The following is a 16,782-nucleotide window of genomic DNA, read 5'->3' on the forward strand; positions in this document are numbered from 1 at the left end:
TAACAGAGAGGAAAAGACGAATTCAAATTACAAATGTAATGACAATGTTATGTAACTAAAAACTCCGCGAACGGAGTCTTTAGTGTTATCTGGATCACGCAACGCCGGTGATTCAGCAGGTCACGGTTTTCACTTCTTCGCAGCCAATCGCTTTAAGCGTCGCACGGGTGGCATCGTTTTGTGTAAGCAGAGCGCCGGTATTCTCGACCAGTACTGCGCGGCGCACTTTCAGGCAATCTTCACCGGACATGTTCAGCAGGATCAGTGCGGCTTGCAGGGGGGGCAGGCTTGGGTTGAATGCGGCGTTTTCGGCATAACGTCCGGCGAACTGCTTGCCGCTGTGTGTTTCCAGCGCGACACCGCTGTAAGACTTACTGTACGGCGCGTGGCTCTGATTGCAGGCATCCAACGCCAGCAACGTCAGGGCATCAGCGTTATCGAGCTGATAGCCGTGATCGACCTTATCCATCAGAAGGGTGGTGATATCTAAATCTTTCGGACCGAAAGAGTGCGGCAGGTAATCACCAAGTGTGGCAACGTCGCGATCCGGCAGATGGATATCCAGCTCAGTGCCGCTGGTCAGCTCGTTCATAAACTGACGGCAATGACCACACGGCGTGTAGTTAACGGTGATGGAAGCCAGGCGGGTTTCGCCACGCAGCCAGGCGTGTGTGACGGCGGACTGTTCGGCGTGAACGGTTTGCTGCATCGGCGCACCGGCGAATTCCATATTGGCACCGAAATACAGGTTGCCAGATGTCCCGCGCGCAATTGCACCCACGTGGAAATGTGAAATTGGGGTGACGGAGCAGGCGGCGGCGAGAGGTAACAGCGCAAAGGCCAGCGCATCGTCATCGAGTCCGGTCGCCTGTTTAACTTGCGCAACGTCTGCCGCAGTGAGCATTGCCGGGAAGTCATCATGTCGCAGAAACGGCTCAAGGGCGGAGGACAGATTTTCAGGGAGTGCCGCAAAGGCGGTGTGAAAACGTGCGTGCATAAACATTCGATCTCGAAGTAGTTACGGTTTAACAGTGTAGAAGTCATTTCGTGAACTAAGTGTGATGAGTGTCACTATTTTAATGAAATGCAGGTATTCACGTTACAAATTTGAGAGATGTTACGCAGAAAAGCCGCCCTGGCAGACGGCTTTCCCAACGTTATTTATGGAATTAATGAGCAGGGAACCACTTATCATTAATTTTCTTAAATTCACCGTTGGCTTTGATCCCTTCCAGAGCGGCGTTCAGTTTCGCCAGCAGCTCTTTGTTCTCTGGACGCACCGCCATGCCAACGCCGGTGCCGAAGTATTGAGGATCTTTAATCAGTTCACCGATCTCACCCAGGTTCGGGTTGGATTTCAACCAGCCATTTAGCACGGCTGTATCGCCAAGCAATCCGTCCAGACGACCACTTTTCAGATCCAGAATCGCATTCTGATAGCTGTCATAACCCACTGTTGTGATCTCAGGATGTTTTTCCATCAGGTATTTCTGGTGAGTAGTACCGTTTTCCAGACCCACGCGTTTACCTTTCAGGTCAGCCATTGATGAGAACTTGCCTTTCGGCCCGATGATCATGGCGGTATTGGCATAGTACGGCTGAGTGAAAGTGACCTGTTTGCTGCGCTCTTCGGTGATATCCATGCCGGAAATGATCACGTCAAAACGGCGGAATTTGAGTGCCGGGATCAGTCCATCGAATGGCTGATTGGTGAAGGTACAGGTTTCCTGCATTTGCTTACACACGGCGTTGGCCAGATCGATATCGAACCCGACGATCTGGTTGTTGGCATCCATCGATTCAAACGGAGGATAAGTGGCAGAGGTTCCGAAACGAATCGTGTCCGCAGCGTTGGCGGCAAAAGCAGAGGCAGATAAAATAGCAGCGAGGATCAGCTTTTTCATGCAATACATTCCTGTTCAAAAATTAACATTCCCTTCATGGTTCAGTTTACTGATTTTATTAATATAATCGGGTCACTGGCAGGAAGCGAAACCTGTCAAGTAAAATGCCATTAAATGAATTTATATGCAATAAAATTGATTAAAAAATTATATAATAGAATGGGCGCGTGACCCGCGGACATAAAAAAAGGGACGATTTCTCGTCCCTTCCTGTCTGGAGTCCGCAAGTCTTGTAATCAGTTGCGGCGTTCGAACGCCAGCGCATGGCGCTCTATCAGCCGCATCATCAAAGTCAGCAATCCGTTGACGCACAGATACACCAGGCCAGCGGCACCAAACACCATCACGTCATAGGTCCGGCCATACATCAGCTGGCTGTGGCCCATTACGTCCATCAGAGTAATGGTGTAGGCCAGCGAGGTACTTTTGAAGACTAATACTACCTCGTTGGAATAGGAAGACAGTGCGCGCTTAAAGGCGTAGGGCAGCAGAATACGCAGGGTTTGCGGTTTCGACATGCCCAGTGCTTCACAGGATTGCCACTGGCCGGAAGGGATCGCCCGCACCGCACCGGTAAACAGCTGCGTGGTATAGGCTGCGCTGTTCAGCGCCAGCGCAAACATCGCGCACAGCCACGGCTGCGACAGGACTTCCCACAACCACGGGATTTCACGGATCGAGGGAAATTGCCCCGGACCGTAGTAAATCAGAAAGATTTGTACCAGCAGCGGCGTACCGGTGAACAGCGTGATATAGCCTTTCACTATCTGGCTGATGACCGGCAGTTTCAGCGTAAGGATCACGGTGAACAGCATCGCCAGCACCAGTGCAACCACCAGTGCGACCACGGTCAGCGTCAGGCTGGTGTGCAATCCTTTCAGGACTTCAGGTAAATATTCCCACATCAGGAAGCACTCCGTTCAAAGCGGGTGGTACGCAGCTCGATACGTTTGATAACGAACTGGCTGAACAGGGTGACAAGCAGATAAATGCAGGCGGCAATCACATACCAGGTAAACGGCTCCTGAGTACGGGTCGCGATACTTTTGGTTTGCAGCATCAGGTCGTTAACGCTGATAAGCGAGACCAGCGCGGTGTCTTTGAGCAGCACCAGCCACTGATTGCTCAGGCCCGGCAGCGCGTGACGCCACATTTGCGGCATGATCAGGCGGAAGAAAATCGCCGCCTTTTTCATCCCTAACACCTGACCGGATTCCCACTGGCCCTGCGGCACCGCTTTCAGCGCGCCGCGCAGCGTCTGCGAGGCATAGGCGGAATAGAGCAAGGACAGGGCGATCACACCACAGACGAACGGGCTGACTTCGAAGTTTTCGATAGGCAACTTAACGGGGATGGCAAACAGCCCGAGGTTGATGTTAAAGCCGTCGGCCAGCACCATCAGCAGCTGCGAAGATCCGAAATAGATGAACAGCACTACCAGAATTTCCGGCAGGCCGCGCAGCACGGTGACCCACGCAGTGCCCAGCCAGCTTAGCGGCTTCCACGGCGCGGATTCCCAGACAGCGAAAATCATCGCCAGAACGAGGCCGAGGATCAGCGCGCATACGGCAAGGCCGACGGTCATCCCGGCGGCGCTTGCTAAAGGTTGGAATTCATTCATTGATAGGCAAACTTATTGCTGGAACCATTTTGAATACAGCGTCTTGTAAGTGCCGTCAGCTTTTACTTTCGCCAGTGCATCATTGAGTTTCGTCAGCAATTCAGTATTGTTCTGACGAACTGCGACGCCCAGACCGGTACCGAAGTAGGTCGGGTCGGTGATTTTGTCACCTACAGCGGCAAGGTTTTTATTCTGCTTCAGCCATTCGTTGACCACGGCGGTATCACCGAACACGGCATCCAGACGACCATTTTTCAGATCCAGAACAGCATTCTGATAGCTGTCATAAGGCACAGCGGTGATTTCCGGATGCTTATCCATCAGGTATTTCTGATGGGTGGTGCCGTTTTGCATCCCGACGCGTTTGCCTTTCAGCGACGCAACGTCAGTGAATTTACCGGAGTGCGCGATGAACAGCGCGGAGTTGTCGTAATACGCGTTGGTGAACGCGACTTGTTTTTCACGTTCAGGGGTGATGTCCATACCGGAGATCACGGCGTCAAAACGACGGAACTTCAGGCTGGGGATCAGGCTGTCAAACGCCTGGTTAGTGAAGGTACAGGTAGCCTGCATCTCTTTACACATGGCGTTGGCCAGATCGACATCAAAACCCTGGATCTGGTTCTTGGAATCTACAAACTCAAACGGAGGATAAGACGCTTCCATCGCGAAACGGATGGTATCAGCAGCGCTGGCTGACAAACTGACGGTAGCCAGAACCGCGGCAATTACTAATTTTTTCATCGCTAACTCCGTAGAAAACATCAATTGATGGTTTTATAGACAAATAAATTAATGGGACAGGTAGCTGGCAAACTCTTTGGTTTGCGGCTGTGTGAAAACAGAGGCGTCGCCTTGCTCCACGATGCGTCCATTTTCCATGTACACCACGCGGCTGGCGGTTTTACGCGCTACTTCCACTTCGTGGGTCACGATAACTTGTGTGATCCCGGTACCTGCCAGTTCTTTGATGATGCTGACGATCTGGGCGGTAATTTCCGGATCCAGGGCTGCCGTCGGTTCATCAAACAGCAAAACCTGAGGTTCCATCATCAGAGCGCGGGCAATCGCCACACGTTGTTGCTGACCACCGGAAAGGTGCAGAGGGAATCGATCGGCGTAGTCAGTCAGACGCAGACGGGTCAGCAATTTTTTGGCACGCTCCATCGCGACATCTTTTGTCAGACCCAATACACGCATCGGGGCTTCCAGTAAGTTGTCGAGCACGGTGCGGTGTGGCCACAGATTATATTGCTGGAAGACCATTCCGACGTTCTGACGCAGTTCGCGGACCGCTTTTTCATCCGGTTTACGGGTGAAATCGAAGGTGTTACCGGCGATTTGCAATGTGCCTGAACGCGGCATTTCCAGCAGGTTCAGAACACGTAACAGGGAGCTTTTGCCTGCACCACTTGGCCCGAGTAAAACCAGAGTTTCACCGGCGGGGCAGTTGAGCTGGATGTCAAAAAGCGCCTGATGCACGCCGTAGAAGCAGTTGATGCTATTAAGTTGAATACTCATGCGCAAATAGTGAATAGCCATTGATGCCGCAGATGGTAACTTCCACAGCATAGTTATGCAACGATCGCGGCTTAAAAATTATCTGTCGCCGCAGGAATGCCAAAGTGTAGCACAAGATATTGTTGCATCACTGTGACGCAGATGTTGGTCAATGACGTTATTCATCATCAACCAACATTATGCATACGCTTTTTTAAGGTTTTTTCAGGAAACTAACCGGTTACTGATTTTCCAAAACCTGGCGCAGCGTGCCGCTGGAGGCGAAATCCAGATCTGCCATATAACGGACGTCATCGACGGTCCAGCATTTGCCTTCACGCACCATCAGCACTTCATCTTTCCACGTTGTGGATGCGCCTTTCTCTTTGTCATGGGTAAAGGTTACGCGCAGCGGAATATTGCGGGCATCGGTGTTGGGAATGGTTGATGCACTGTCGACAGACGCAGACGTTGGGCCGTCAAACAGGCTGGAGAATACGTCGCCATCGCCGGAGCCGACGCCAGCTTTCTCGTTAGGAGACGCGGCGATATCGACTTTCGGCTGGGATTGCGCTTTCAACAACGCGTCATACAAACCGGTGCTCAGATAAGGGCGATACGCGGCGAGCTGGCTGGAGTTCGGTAAACCGCTACCACCTTGCTTGATGCGAAAGTCATAAAACTGCTGGGCAACGCTGTCCGGGCCGCCATCGATGCACGGTGCCGTGCGACTGCCGATATCCTTATACGCAGGTTCGACCGTGGTACAGGCACTGAGCATCAATGCCAAAGGGAGGGCGGCGGCAAGAATTTTCTTTTTCATTGTATTCCTTACTGAAAGATTGAACGTTTTCACCATGACTTTCTTTACCATACAGTATAAAAGCGATTTGGCTTAATGCATGGCAAAGAGAAAATGATACGTTTTTTCCCTGCGCATACTTTATGCTGTTCAGGCGCTTTTCTATGAACCCCGGACGAGAACTGATAAGGAATACTCATGCAAATTACAACAACCCCGACGCTCGAAGGTTTTGTCATCGCTGAATACTGCGGCGTGGTAACCGGCGAGGCGATTTTAGGTGCCAATATTTTTCGTGATTTCTTCGCCGGTGTGCGCGACATCGTGGGCGGACGCTCGGGCGCCTATGAGAAAGAGCTGCGCAAAGCCCGTGAAATCGCCTTCAGTGAGCTGGAAGAACAGGCCAAAGAGCGGGGTGCCAATGCGGTGGTGGGCGTGGATATCGATTACGAAACCGTCGGTAAAAATGCCAGCATGCTGATGGTCAGCATCTCCGGCACCGCTGTGATCGTGCATCGTAAATGACGTGCCACGGCCTTAAAAGCGGCCTCTGCGCGGCGCTGTTGCTGATGCTGGCGGGATGTCAGGGCGTAAGCCAGCCTGCTGAAAACGTGCCATTCCGGTTGGAAACCACCCGGCAGGCACAGGGCGCGGATCAGAGGATCCGCTTTCTGGTGATTCACTACACTGCCGAAGATTTCCATAATGCATTAAATACACTTACGGATGAACATGTCAGCGCGCATTACCTGATCCCTGCTAAACCGCCACTCGAACAGGGCAAACCGGTGGCCTGGCAACTGGTACCGGAGGATATGCGCGCATGGCACGCAGGTGCCAGCGGCTGGCGCGGACGTACCAACTTAAATGACACATCCGTTGGCATCGAACTGGAAAATCAGGGCTACAGCATGCATCTGCTGGGCAAGAAATTTTATCCATTCCCGCAGGCGCAGATTGACCTGCTGGCCAGTCTCAGCAAAGAGATCGTGGCGCGATATCAGATTGAACCGCGTAACGTGATCGGGCACAGCGACATCGCACCGCAACGCAAAGACGATCCGGGACCACTGTTCCCATGGCAGCAGCTGGCAGAGCGCGGCATTGGCGCATGGCCGGACGCGTCGCGTGTGCAGGCGAATCTGGCGGGAAGAAATCCGCAGCAGCCAGTAGACCAGGCGCAGCTTCTTGCTTTGCTGAAAGAGTATGGGTATACGGTGACGGAGAGTATGACGCCGCAGCAGCAACGCCGGGTCATCGCGGCGTTCCAGATGCATTTCAGGCAGAGTGATTACCGTGGGAATGCCGATGCACAAACCGAAGCGATTGTGCATGCGTTGTTGCAGCAGTTTCCGGACCGTAAGAGTTAACCCGGCTGGCCCGCGGGGTCAGTCGCGTTTTGGGCCGATACCGTGCAGGCCCTGAAGTTTACCGTGATCGCGCAGCCAGTCGGCGGTGCGGATAATCCCCTGATCGAGCGAAATTACCGGCAGATAGCCCAGTTCTTTCTGCGCGCGCTGTGTATCGAGCGTGAGGTCGAAATTCAGCTTCGCCACGCTGTAATGGGTCAGTACCGGCTCTTTGTGCGAGCTTTTGCTCATCCGCTCCATGCCGCGCGCCATCATATCCAGCACCGGATAAGGCACCGAACGGATGCGGTATTTGATCTCCAACTGCTCCATCAGCTGCTGCACCATAGTGCGCAGCGGTCGCGGCTGCTGGTTGGTGATATTGAAGGCGCGACCTGATTCCGTGGTGTCAGTCTGCGTCGCCAGCCACATGGCATGAACGGCGTTCTCGACATAGGTCATATCGACCAGCGCTTCACCGCCGCGCGGCAGCATCAGCGTGCCGCCGTATTTCAGCATTTGCAGCAGGCGCGGCAGCAGTACGTTGTCGTGCGGGCCAAAAATCCCCTGCGGGCGTAAAATGGTGAAATGGGTTTGCGGATTAGACATTGCCAGCGTGTGGATCACCTGTTCACCGGCGGCTTTGCTGCGGGCGAAGGAGTTCGCGAAGCGGTGAGGGCGGAAGTCTTCCTGAATGTCGCGGTGATGATGGAAATCGAAGTAGATTGCCGGTGACGAAATATGAACGAAGTTTTCGACACCGTAGGCCGCCGACCATTCTCCCAGACGCCGCGTGGCGCGGACGTTAGCCAGTTCGAATTCCTTTTCACTGCCCCACGGCGACATCAGCCCCGAACAATGCCAGACGGTGTCGATATCCGCGAGCAGGGCTTTTGCCTGCGATGAGACCAGCGTGGTGAGATCGGCATGAATAAATTCCGCGCCGATTTTCTGCAAAAGGGAGCCCATCGCTGCATTGCGACCTGTCGCCCTGACGCTGATGCCTTTATTTCGCAGAAACTCAACCGCGTTACGCCCAAGACCGCTGCTGGCGCCGGTAACCAAAACTCTCATAAACAGGCCAATGCCTTCATAAACAGAGAAAAATTGTCGTTCGCTTCGGGTAGAATGCACCCATGAGCAATAAGGGTGCCATTCTTTCGTGAATTTGTGCGGCTTGCAATGGGAAAGGGCGTGAGCAATGTCTGAAAGCGCGTTAAATAACCCTTTAACGTCCGCAACGATCTTTCTGTCGCGCGAGACTGGCGATACGCTTCGCCATGCCACGGAAAATAAACTGATGAGCGGGCATCATACTAAACCAGTAGAGCAGGCCGCGGAAACCCGCCGGATGCCACCATGCGCGGACATCAAGGCTGCGGCTTTCGCCATTGTCGGTAATGGTGAAGGTTAACCGCCCGAGTCCCGGCGCTTTCATCCCAAAGAGCAGTACCAGTTCGCGCTGCGGTTTCAGACCGATGACTTTCCAGCCATCAATTTTATCACCTAATTTCAGGAATTCACGATCGGGGCGGCCATACTTTACGCCGCCGCCGAGTAAATCATCCATACGCGCCCGCGTTTTCCATAACCCGTTGGCATAGAAATAGCCTTCGCGACCGCCAAGCTGTTGCACCACCTGCCACAATGCCGCTTTCGAAGCCGAGGTTTCCAGCGTAAATCCGGCCTGCTTGGGGTAAAAACCGTAGCCCGGACGCCAGCGCTCCCGTGCGTCGGCATCGTATCCCCAGTCCGGCGAATCCATCACCTGATGCTCTTCTTTTTCCAGGGTGCTGCGGATGGCTTCATCGACAGAGATCAGTTCCTGAGGGATAAGCGTTTGTAACTCTGCGCTGTCAGCGGGGAGATCGTGGTTCAGCCCCTGAATCAGCGCTTTGGCGAGTGGCGTCGGTACCGAAGTGATCAGGCTGAGAAAATAGACTGAGACAAATGACGTCGGCATCGGAATGGGGATCAGCCAGCGGCGTTTTCCACTCAGGGTGATAAAGCGTTCAAACAACGCCTGATAGCTGATGTATTCCGGTCCGGCGGCTTCAAGAATTCGGTTATCCGTCGCGGGCAAGGTCACCAGATTGCGCAGATAGACCAGCAGATTTTCCAGCGCCAGCGGCGAGGATTTGGAGCGTACCCAGCGCGGCGGCGTCAGCACGGGCAAGTTATAGACCATGTCGCGCATCACTTCGAACGCGGCAGACCCTGCGCCGATGACAATACCTGCGCGCAGCTCGGTGACCGGAATATTGCTCATGCGCAGTAAATCGCCGGTCAGTTTTCGCGCCTGTAAATGCGGGGAATCGCTGTCTTGCGGCTGCATCGAGCCAAGATAGACAATATGTTTGATGGACGAGTCTTTCAGCGCCAGCAAGGTATGCTGCGCAGCCTGCCGCTCTTTTTCCAGCAGATCGTCGTCTTCGGTCATGGCGTGAACCAGATACACCAGCACTTCTGCGTCTTCGAACGCAGCCGCGAGTGTTTTACTCTGGTAGACATCGGCAAAACAGCAGCGGACGTTTTGCCATTTCTGTTGTTGCAGCCATTCAAGGCGGCGCGCGGCGGCAGTGACCTTAAAACCGTGCTGGCTCAGGTGGGCAGTCAGGTGTTGGCCAATATATCCGCTGGCACCGAGTATGACGATCCGTGGCATGTGCATAATCCGTTTTGCTAAAGGTCAAATGAATCATGAAATTGCGGTGGTAACGTTGTGGTTAGCACCGCAGGCAGGGCGATATCAGGCGTGTTCGTGCAGGAATTCCTGCCACAGGGCGACGACTTTTTGCAGATCCTCACGACTGATGTTGATGTGCGTCAGCACGCGGGTCAGCGGACCGGCGCTGATGATCACACCGCGCTCGCGCATCCACGGGCCCATCTTTTCGGCCAGCTCAGCACGTTGTCTGATGTACAGCACGTTGGTCTGTGCGCCCGGTTCGGCGATTTCCACGCCCAGTTTGGTCAGCTCTTCTGCCAGCCACTGCGCGTTGTCGTGATCGTCTTTCAGACGCGCGACGTTGTTTTCCAGCGCATAAATGGCCGCTGCGGCCAGAATGCCCGACTGGCGCATGCCGCCACCGGTCATTTTGCGCCAGCGGTTGGCGCGGTGGATGTATTCTTTGCTGCCGACCAGCAGCGAGCCTATCGGTGCGCCCAGACCTTTTGAAAGGCAGATGGTCAGGGTATCGCAATACTGGGTGATTTCGCGCAGCTCAACGCCCTGAGCTACTGCGGCATTCATGATACGCGCGCCGTCAATATGCAGCGCCAGCCCTTTTTCGCGGGTGAACGCATAAGCTTTTTGCAGATAATCGAGCGGAAGCACTTTGCCGCTGTGCGTGTTTTCAAGGCTCAGCAGACGGGTGCGGGCGAAATGAATGTCATCGGGTTTAATCGCGGCGGCGATTTTATCCAGCGGAATGGAACCATCGGCGGCCATATCCAGCGGCTGCGGCTGTATGCTGCCGAGCACGGCTGCGCCACCGGCTTCATACATATAGTTGTGGGCTTTCTGGCCGACGATATATTCTTCGCCGCGCTGACAGTGGGTCAGCAATGCCACCAGGTTGGCCTGGGTACCGGTCGGTAAAAACAGCGCAGCTTCTTTACCACACAGTTTTGCCGCCATGTCCTGTAAAGCATTTACCGTCGGGTCATCGCCGTAGACATCATCGCCGACTTCAGCGCGGGCCATCGCCTGACGCATAGCTTCACTGGGGCGGGTTACGGTATCACTGCGTAAATCGATCAACGTCGGCTTCCTTCTGCTGGATGAATGTTAAGTGTAGGAAAAGGCGAGCTGCCTAAGCCCGCCTGATTCTCCACTATAGCTCTGTCGGGGTTATCGCAGCCAGTTGGTTTTTGCCAGTTCGACGACTTCGTCGCCCCGACCGCTAATCACCGCGCGCAGCATATAAAGGCTGAAGCCTTTGGCCTGCTCGAATTTGATTTGCGGCGGCATTGCCAGTTCTTCGGTGGCGGTGACGACATCTACCAGCACCGGACCTTCGTAGGCAAAGGCGTCCTGCAAGGCAGCATCAACGTCAGAGGCTTTTTCCACGCGGATCCCTTTGATGCCAGCAGCTTCGGCCATCGCGGCGAAATTCGGATTTTTCAGCTCGGTGCCGTCGGTCAGGTAGCCACCGGCTTTCATTTCCATCGCCACAAAACCCAACACGCTGTTGTTGAAAATGACGAGTTTCACCGGCAGTTTTTGCTGCGCCAGCGTCAGGAAATCACCCATCAGCATGGAAAATCCGCCGTCACCGCACAGTGCCACCACCTGACGCGAGCGGTCGATTGCCTGCGCGCCAATCGCCTGCGGCATGGCGTTGGCCATCGAACCGTGGTTGAAGGATCCGAGCAAGCGGCGCTGACCATTCATTTGCAGATAACGGCACGCCCAGACAGTCGGGGTGCCAACGTCACAGGTGAAAATGGCATCGGCCGCGGCGAAGCGGCTGATTTGCTGCGCCAGATACTGCGGGTGGATCGCCTGCTTGTCGTTTGGGGTCGCCAGCGAATCGAGATCTTTGCGCGCGTCCGCGTAATGCTTCAGCGCCTTATCGAGGAACTTGCGTTCGGTTTTCGCCTGTAACTGCGGCAGCAGGGCAGTCAGCGTGGATTTAATGTCACCAACCAGTGCCATATCCACGTGACAATGCGAACCGATGCTGCCCGGATTGATATCGATCTGAATGATTTTGGCATCAGTCGGATAAAACGCGCGATAAGGGAATTGCGTGCCGAGCAGTATCAGCGTGTCGGCGTTCATCATGGCGTGGAAACCGGAGGAGAAACCAATTAGCCCTGTCATGCCGACGCTGTACGGGTTATCCCATTCGATATGTTCTTTGCCGCGCAGCGCGTGCACCACCGGTGCTTTTAATGTTTCCGCCAGACGGATCACTTCATCGTGTGCGCCCGCGCAGCCGCTACCGCACATCATGGTGATATTGGTGGCGCCATTCAGCAGTTCCGCCAGTTTTTCAAGCTCGGTGGGCTGCGGGATAACACGCGGCAGCACCGGCGGATACCAGCCAATTTTGGCATCTTCCGGGGCCGGTTTCAGCGCTACGTCGCCCGGTAATACAATCACCGACACACCGCGGTTAAGAATCGCTTTGCGCATGGCGATGGCCAGTACCTGAGGCAATTGTTCGGGGTTGGTCACCATTTCGCAATAGTGGCTGCATTCGCGGAAAAGTTCGGTCGGATGGGTTTCCTGAAAATACCCGCTGCCGATTTCGCTGGAAGGGATGTGGGCGGCAATAGCGACGACCGGCACATGATTGCGGTGGCAGTCAAACAGGCCGTTGATCAGATGCAGATTGCCCGGCCCGCAGGAACCGGCGCAGACCGCCAGCTCACCGGTGATTTGCGCTTCGGCACCGGCGGCAAATGCGGCGACTTCTTCATGGCGCGTGCCCAGCCATTCGATAGTGCCCATGCGGTTCAGGCTGTCGCTCAGCCCGTTGAGTGAATCCCCGGTGACGCCCCAGATGCGTTTTACGCCCGCGGCTTCCAGAGTTTTAGCTAAATATGACGCTACGCTCTCTTTCATTCTGTGTTCCCTCAGTTAATCATCAAAAATGAATGCGTTAATCATAGTCCATGAATTCGCGGTGACATTTTCGCGGTGAATGACAGAGGTTAAACCATACAAAAATAGGCTAAGGAGAGGGGTGAAGATTTGTAAATATGCCCGCGCAGACTGTAAGAAGTCATGAGCGGGCAGAGGATTGCGGGGATTAGGCGAGGGTAACGTCGCCCTGAAGCTGACAGCTGCAGGCGAGCACGTAACCCTGTGCGACGTCGGCGTCCGTCAGCGTCATGCGGCTGGTCGTCTGGTAATCTCCGCTGAGAACGCGGGTTTTACAGCTGCCGCAGACTCCGGCGCGACAGGCGGCGGTCACAGGCAGTTTGTGCTGCTCCATGGCAGCCAGCAGCGTCGTGCCAACGGCAACGCGATAGTTGGCCAGCGGCGTCAGGCGGGTAAGCGTCAGCATCTGATCCTCAGATACCTCGGTTTCGGCTGCCTGAAACTGCTCTTTGACGATATTTTCCGCCGGAACGCCAAGCTCTGCCGCCCAGTTACCGGCCAGCGTCATATAGGGTGCCGGGCCACAAATCATCACACGCCGTGAGCGGATGTCCGGCACCTGACTTTGCAGGAGATCCTGGCTCAGACGCCCGGCGACCTGACCTGGCAGGGCATCCTTCTCGGACAGGATGATCAGTCTAAGCTGAGGATACTGAGCGGCCAGCCGTTGCCATTCGGCGGCAAAAATGACGTCCTGCGGGGTACGTACACTGTAAAATACCTGCACGCTTTGTGCCGGGCAGTTCGCCAGCACGTCACGCGCGATGGACATCACCGGCGTCACGCCGCAGCCTGCCGCGAGCAGCAATAAAGGCTGTGCGGTGTCGCAGGTAAATTCACCCTGAGCGTCTGAAAGCCAGACATAATCGCCCGTCTTCAGTTGCTGCGTCAGCCAGCCGGAGCCGCTGCCGCCGGTGATGCGGCGCACTGTCAGCTGAATAAACGGGCTGAGGCCGGGTGTTGACGACAGCGTATACGCCCGCTGCATATCGCCGCGCTGGCCGATATTTACCAGCGCAAACTGTCCCGGACGATAGTGATAAACGTCATGACTGATGAGCGAAATTGTCCACACGTCAGGCGTTTCCTGCATGACGGAATACACCTGCATACGGTTCTGACACAGCGCTGTTGGCTGATCGGGAAATAACGGAAAATTCATCGTGGTTTACTCCGCCAGCATGGTGGACAAGTCCTGCTCCACCGAAGTGATTGCCCGAAGACCGAATTTTTCATTCAGAATCGCCAGCAGATTATCGGTGAGGAAAGCAGGGGCGGTCGGGCCGGTGGCGATGTTCTTCACGCCGAGCGACAGCAGGGTCAGCAGGATCACAATGGCTTTTTGTTCGAACCACGACAGCACCAGACTCAGCGGCAACTCATTAACGCCACAGCCCAGTTTTTCTGCCAGATTCACCGCCAGAATTATGGCGGAATAGGCATCGTTACACTGACCGACGTCCAGCAGGCGCGGCAGTCCTTCAATGGTGCCAAAATCCAGCTTATTGAAGCGGTATTTGCCGCAGGCCAGCGTCATGATCAGGCAATCTTTCGGCACGCTGACTGCCAGATCGGTGAAATAACTGCGCTCGCTGCGGCTGCCGTCGCACCCGCCGATGAGGAAGATGTGGCGCAGCTTCTTGGCGGCGACGAGATCAATCACGGTATCCGCCGCGCCAAGTAATGTCTGACGGCCAAAACCGACGGAAATTTCCTGCTCAATTTCGCTGTAACGGAAACCCGGCAGCTGCAGCGCCTGCGTGATCACCGGCGCAAAGTCTTCCCCTTCCAGATGCTGCACGCCCGGCCAGCCGACAATACTCCGCGTCCAGATGCGGTCGCCGTAATTGCCAATGTTTGGATCGATAATGCAGTTGGAAGTCATCACCACAGGACCGGGGAATTTCGCGAATTCTACCTGCTGATTCTGCCAGCCACTGCCGTAGTTCCCGGCCAGATGCGGGTACTTTTTCAGCTCAGGATAGCCGTGTGCAGGCAGCATTTCGCCGTGGGTGTAGATGTTAATACCGGTACCGGCGGTTTGCTCCAGCAGCATCTGCAAATCTTTCAGGTCATGGCCGGAAATCAGAATCGCCTTGCCTGCCAGCGGACGGACGTTTACGGAAGTCGGCTGCGGATGGCCGTAGGCGTCAGTTTCGCCTTTATCCAGAATCGCCATTACGCCGAAATTCATCTTGCCGATCGCCATGGCGTTGTCCAGCAACTCACCCATTTCCGCCGGTTGAGTGCCGAGCCATGCCATCAGGCGGTGATATTCGGTGTAAATCGCCGTGTCAGCCTGACCGAGTACGTGCGCGTGCTCCATATAAGCCGCCGCGCCTTTCAGACCGTACAGACACAGCATCCTCAGGCCGTGAATATCGTCGCCGACGCGTGCTTTGTCATCGTTCAGCGCAAATTGCTGAGCCTGCTGTTGCAGCTCGCTCAGGTTTTCGCTGACCAGTTCCAGTGCGGCCAGCGGATGGTCTACGGTGATTTCCGGATCCATCAGGCGGCAGCGCACGCGCAGAGATTCGCGATGAATAATGGCGTCTCGGGCATACCCGACGATACGGTCAGAGTCGAAGTTAACGTTGGTCAGCGTGGAGAAAAAGGCGCGCGGGCCGAAGCTGTCGATCTCTTCATCGACGATGCCATATCCGCGAGCGGTCAGCGCCCAGGCTGATAAGCCCTGAAGTACTGCCACCAGTAAGTCTTGTAAATCAGAGGTTTCTGCGGTTTTTCCGCACATTCCCTGCGCATACGCGCAGCCATTGCCCGCCGGGGTACGGACTGTTTGTTCACATTGCACACAAAACATTATCAGGTCCTTTTTAAAGTTGCATTTAAAATGCTTGTTTTAAAATAAGACTAAGACCGACAGGCTCAGAAATGAAGCGTTTTTAAGACAATGTGAGGCGGAGTTGATTTATCGCAAGTTTTTGGAGGGACTGAAGAGGAAAGTTCCCGCCGCAAAGTGCCGCGGGAAAACAGGGCGTCAGGCGGAGAAAAAAGCCATCAGTACCGGTGACAACAGGCTAAGCACGAAGCCGTGAACGACAGCTGGCGGTACCATGTCCAGCCCGCCGCTGCGCTGTAAGACCGGCAGCGTGAAGTCCATCGACGTCGCGCCGCACAGGCCGAGCGCGGTGGAACGGCTGCTGCGTACTAAGGTCGGGATCAGCATGATGGCGCAGAGTTCGCGCGCCAGATCGTTGAAGAACGCGGCGCTACCGATGACCGGCCCGAACGAGTCAGTCAGTACAATACCGGAAAGGGAATACCAGCCGTAACCGGAGGCCAGTGCCAGTCCGGTTTTCAGCGGCAGGCCGAGCAGCATTGCGGCTACAGCCCCGCCGATCAGTGCGCTTAATGCCACCACCAATGCGACGATGATGCCGCGACGATTCAAAATGATCTGGCGCAACGTCATACTGCTGTTGCGCAGCTGAATGCCCACCAGCGCCAGCAGGAACAGCAGCGCTATTTCGCTGGCCTGTGAGGCGAACGTCAGCCAGTGCCATTCGGTCAGACCGAGTGCGAAGCCGCCAATCACTACGCCGCACAATTTAAGTGACTCAAGCGCCATGTGTAAACGCGACGGTAATTTTTCCTGTTTAAACTGGGTTTTCCAGGGGCGGCGGCGTTCGAGCAGCCACAGCGCGGCGTAGTTCATCACAAAAATACACAAGAAACAGACGGCGGCGTATTTGAAAATCAGCAGTAAATTAGTACTCAGGTTATCGAGGAAGGCCAGGCTGATGCCCATAATGAACAGGATGACGTACACCATCCAGCTCAGCATCTGGTTAACGATGTTTAGCAACGACCGGTTTTTGACCGGAATAAGGTAACCGACGATCAGCGGCAAAAGAATAATCAACAGGCCGGAATACATGAGGTAAAAATCCCTGAAAAGTGAGGTTCCATGAGAGGAGCGCGGCACAGAAAATACCGCCCGACACGCTAACCAAAAGTTATCTGACTGTAAA

The 16,782-nt window shown here is 54.8% G+C and carries 16 protein-coding genes; 2 read left to right on the plus strand and 14 right to left on the minus strand.

The window, feature by feature from the left end; genetic code table 11:
• Positions 1-112: 112 nt before the first annotated feature.
• From cdd to GE278_07395, 7 genes are all read right to left on the minus strand, one after another.
• Positions 113-997 (minus strand): cytidine deaminase, encoded by an 885-nt coding sequence (gene cdd, locus GE278_07365; GenBank protein QLK60589.1) that lies wholly within the window; start codon positions 995-997, stop codon positions 113-115.
• A 172-nt stretch (positions 998-1,169) separates the two neighbouring features.
• Positions 1,170-1,904, minus strand: a complete 735-nt coding sequence (locus tag GE278_07370) for an arginine ABC transporter substrate-binding protein (protein QLK60590.1) — start codon at positions 1,902-1,904, stop codon at positions 1,170-1,172.
• 236 nt (positions 1,905-2,140) lie between these two features.
• Complete coding sequence (artM, locus tag GE278_07375; protein QLK60591.1) at positions 2,141-2,809, minus strand: arginine ABC transporter permease ArtM; 669 nt, start codon at positions 2,807-2,809, stop codon at positions 2,141-2,143.
• Positions 2,809-3,525, minus strand: a complete 717-nt coding sequence (artQ, locus tag GE278_07380) for an arginine ABC transporter permease ArtQ (protein ID QLK60592.1) — start codon at positions 3,523-3,525, stop codon at positions 2,809-2,811. The genes artM and artQ overlap by 1 nt, the downstream gene beginning before the upstream one ends.
• Before the next feature lie 12 nt (positions 3,526-3,537).
• Positions 3,538-4,269, minus strand: coding sequence for an arginine ABC transporter substrate-binding protein (locus GE278_07385; GenBank protein QLK60593.1), 732 nt, complete (start codon positions 4,267-4,269; stop codon positions 3,538-3,540).
• Between the two features lie 48 nt (positions 4,270-4,317).
• A complete protein-coding gene (gene artP / locus GE278_07390) occupies positions 4,318-5,046 on the minus strand; it encodes an arginine ABC transporter ATP-binding protein ArtP (GenBank protein ID QLK63234.1) in 729 nt (242 codons plus the stop codon).
• A 220-nt stretch (positions 5,047-5,266) separates the two neighbouring features.
• A complete protein-coding gene (locus GE278_07395; protein ID QLK60594.1) occupies positions 5,267-5,848 on the minus strand; it encodes a lipoprotein in 582 nt (193 codons plus the stop codon).
• Between the two features lie 177 nt (positions 5,849-6,025).
• On the opposite strand from GE278_07395, the gene GE278_07400 reads away from it, so the two are divergent.
• The gene (locus GE278_07400) at positions 6,026-6,352 is read left to right on the plus strand and encodes a heavy metal-binding domain-containing protein (protein ID QLK60595.1); all 327 of its coding nucleotides are present in this window, start codon (positions 6,026-6,028) and stop codon (positions 6,350-6,352) included.
• Positions 6,349-7,197 (plus strand): N-acetylmuramoyl-L-alanine amidase, encoded by an 849-nt coding sequence (locus GE278_07405; GenBank protein QLK60596.1) that lies wholly within the window; start codon positions 6,349-6,351, stop codon positions 7,195-7,197. The genes GE278_07400 and GE278_07405 overlap by 4 nt, the downstream gene beginning before the upstream one ends.
• 18 nt (positions 7,198-7,215) lie before the next feature.
• Here the strand turns inward: GE278_07405 and GE278_07410 are convergent, their stop codons facing one another.
• From GE278_07410 to GE278_07440, 7 genes are all read right to left on the minus strand, one after another.
• Positions 7,216-8,250 (minus strand): SDR family NAD(P)-dependent oxidoreductase, encoded by a 1,035-nt coding sequence (locus tag GE278_07410; protein QLK60597.1) that lies wholly within the window; start codon positions 8,248-8,250, stop codon positions 7,216-7,218.
• Between the two features lie 154 nt (positions 8,251-8,404).
• The gene (locus GE278_07415) at positions 8,405-9,847 is read right to left on the minus strand and encodes a DUF2867 domain-containing protein (protein QLK60598.1); all 1,443 of its coding nucleotides are present in this window, start codon (positions 9,845-9,847) and stop codon (positions 8,405-8,407) included.
• Positions 9,848-9,925: 78 nt separating this feature from the next.
• Positions 9,926-10,939 carry a low-specificity L-threonine aldolase gene (ltaE, locus tag GE278_07420; GenBank protein ID QLK60599.1) on the minus strand — a complete coding sequence of 338 codons (1,014 nt, stop codon included), beginning with the start codon at positions 10,937-10,939 and terminating at the stop codon, positions 9,926-9,928.
• Positions 10,940-11,029: 90 nt separating this feature from the next.
• On the minus strand, positions 11,030-12,751 hold the full coding sequence (gene poxB / locus GE278_07425) for a ubiquinone-dependent pyruvate dehydrogenase (GenBank protein QLK60600.1): 1,722 nt from the start codon (positions 12,749-12,751) through the stop codon (positions 11,030-11,032).
• Between the two features lie 187 nt (positions 12,752-12,938).
• Entirely contained in the window at positions 12,939-13,952 is a 1,014-nt protein-coding gene (locus tag GE278_07430) for an NADH oxidoreductase (protein ID QLK60601.1), read from the minus strand.
• 6 nt (positions 13,953-13,958) lie between these two features.
• Positions 13,959-15,611, minus strand: coding sequence for a hydroxylamine reductase (gene hcp, locus GE278_07435; protein QLK60602.1), 1,653 nt, complete (start codon positions 15,609-15,611; stop codon positions 13,959-13,961).
• A 177-nt stretch (positions 15,612-15,788) separates the two neighbouring features.
• The gene (locus GE278_07440; protein ID QLK60603.1) at positions 15,789-16,688 is read right to left on the minus strand and encodes a DUF340 domain-containing protein; all 900 of its coding nucleotides are present in this window, start codon (positions 16,686-16,688) and stop codon (positions 15,789-15,791) included.
• Positions 16,689-16,782 lie beyond the last annotated feature (94 nt).

This window comes from Enterobacteriaceae bacterium Kacie_13 (assembly GCA_013457415.1).
Lineage (GTDB): Bacteria > Pseudomonadota > Gammaproteobacteria > Enterobacterales > Enterobacteriaceae > Rahnella.

Excerpts from the sequence above, each read along its gene's own strand:
- GE278_07400 (QLK60595.1), top strand. The coding sequence starts at position 6,026 with ATGCAAATTACAACAACCCCGACGCTCGAAGGTTTTGTCATCGCTGAA.
- cdd (QLK60589.1), bottom strand. The coding sequence starts at position 997 with ATGCACGCACGTTTTCACACCGCCTTTGCGGCACTCCCTGAAAATCTG.
- GE278_07410 (QLK60597.1), bottom strand. The coding sequence starts at position 8,250 with ATGAGAGTTTTGGTTACCGGCGCCAGCAGCGGTCTTGGGCGTAACGCG.
- GE278_07385 (QLK60593.1), bottom strand. The coding sequence starts at position 4,269 with ATGAAAAAATTAGTAATTGCCGCGGTTCTGGCTACCGTCAGTTTGTCA.
- artM (QLK60591.1), bottom strand. The coding sequence starts at position 2,809 with ATGTGGGAATATTTACCTGAAGTCCTGAAAGGATTGCACACCAGCCTG.
- GE278_07430 (QLK60601.1), bottom strand. The coding sequence starts at position 13,952 with ATGAATTTTCCGTTATTTCCCGATCAGCCAACAGCGCTGTGTCAGAAC.
- poxB (QLK60600.1), bottom strand. The coding sequence starts at position 12,751 with ATGAAAGAGAGCGTAGCGTCATATTTAGCTAAAACTCTGGAAGCCGCG.
- GE278_07440 (QLK60603.1), bottom strand. The coding sequence starts at position 16,688 with ATGTATTCCGGCCTGTTGATTATTCTTTTGCCGCTGATCGTCGGTTAC.
- GE278_07415 (QLK60598.1), bottom strand. The coding sequence starts at position 9,847 with ATGCACATGCCACGGATCGTCATACTCGGTGCCAGCGGATATATTGGC.
- artP (QLK63234.1), bottom strand. The coding sequence starts at position 5,046 with ATGAGTATTCAACTTAATAGCATCAACTGCTTCTACGGCGTGCATCAG.
- hcp (QLK60602.1), bottom strand. The coding sequence starts at position 15,611 with ATGTTTTGTGTGCAATGTGAACAAACAGTCCGTACCCCGGCGGGCAAT.
- GE278_07395 (QLK60594.1), bottom strand. The coding sequence starts at position 5,848 with ATGAAAAAGAAAATTCTTGCCGCCGCCCTCCCTTTGGCATTGATGCTC.
- GE278_07405 (QLK60596.1), top strand. The coding sequence starts at position 6,349 with ATGACGTGCCACGGCCTTAAAAGCGGCCTCTGCGCGGCGCTGTTGCTG.
- GE278_07370 (QLK60590.1), bottom strand. The coding sequence starts at position 1,904 with ATGAAAAAGCTGATCCTCGCTGCTATTTTATCTGCCTCTGCTTTTGCC.
- artQ (QLK60592.1), bottom strand. The coding sequence starts at position 3,525 with ATGAATGAATTCCAACCTTTAGCAAGCGCCGCCGGGATGACCGTCGGC.